We start from the raw sequence: 1,191 nt of genomic DNA, 5'->3' as shown, positions 1-1,191 counted from the left end.
AACAGATGAATGACGCTTGGAGGGAGTAGGGATGGATATCGATACAAGCAGACTACGTACAGGCTTGCCACAAGTCGGAGTGCAACCTTATAGACAAGTACATGCTCACTCAACAGGCAACCGCAACTCAACTGCTCAAAATGAGGCGGACTACCACTATAGAAAGGACCCTGGACTTGGGTTCTTTTCTCATGTCGTTGGAAATGGCCGTGTTATGCAGGTAGGACCTGTTGATAATGGTGCCTGGGACGTTGGGGGTGGTTGGAATGCTGAGACCTATGCAGCAGTTGAATTGATTGAAAGCCATTCAACTAAAGAAGAGTTCATGACAGACTATCGCCTTTATATCGAATTGCTACGAAATCTAGCAGATGAAGCAGGTTTGCCGAAAACTCTTGATACAGACGACTTGGCAGGTATCAAAACGCATGAATACTGTACGAATAACCAGCCGGATAACAGTAGCGACCACGTTGACCCGTATCCTTATCTTGCGAAATGGGGTGTTAGCCGTGAACAGTTTAAGCGAGATATTGAGAACGGCCTAGGCGCCGAAACAGGCTGGCAGAAGAACGATAAAGGCTATTGGTATGTACACTCAGACGGCTCTTATCCAAAAGACAAGTTTGAGAAAATCAACGGAACCTGGTATTACTTCGACGGTTCAGGCTACATGCTTGCAGACCGCTGGAAGAAGCACTCAGACGGCAATTGGTACTGGTTTGACCAATCAGGCGAAATGGCCACAGGCTGGAAGAAAATCGCTGAGAAGTGGTACTATTTCGACGTAGAAGGTGCCATGAAGACAGGTTGGGTCAAGTATAAGGACACATGGTACTACCTAGATAGTAAGGACGGAAACATGGTATCTAATGAATTCGTCAGAGCAGGTCAAGGCTGGTACTACATCAAGGCAGACGGAACAATGGCTGATAAGCCAGAGTTCACAGTTGAACCAGATGGCTTGATTACAACAAAATAGAAAGACTTCAAAATAGATTACACTAACCGCAGGCTCAGGCTTGCGGTTTTTTTGTTTTAAAAGGGGCAAAAAAGGGGCAAAAGTGTCGTAAATCTCTGTAAAGTGATGTAAAAACATTTATTTAAAAGCTCAAAATATAGCTGTTTTAAAAGGTGTTGTAAGATATAGTAAAACGATGTAAAGGTATTTGTAAAAGTAGACGGATTCTA

At 43.9% G+C, this 1,191-nt stretch carries 1 protein-coding gene; it reads left to right on the top strand.

The genetic code is table 11. The features are described from left to right. Positions 1-31 precede the first annotated feature (31 nt). A complete protein-coding gene (locus HT679_RS10810) occupies positions 32-982 on the top strand; it encodes an N-acetylmuramoyl-L-alanine amidase family protein (RefSeq protein WP_173214584.1) in 951 nt (316 codons plus the stop codon). Positions 983-1,191: the final 209 nt, after the last annotated feature.

Origin of the sequence: Streptococcus sp. 4886, from assembly GCF_013276485.1 — a bacterium.
GTDB lineage: Bacteria > Bacillota > Bacilli > Lactobacillales > Streptococcaceae > Streptococcus.
This window is presented reverse-complemented; position numbering and strand designations above follow the sequence as displayed.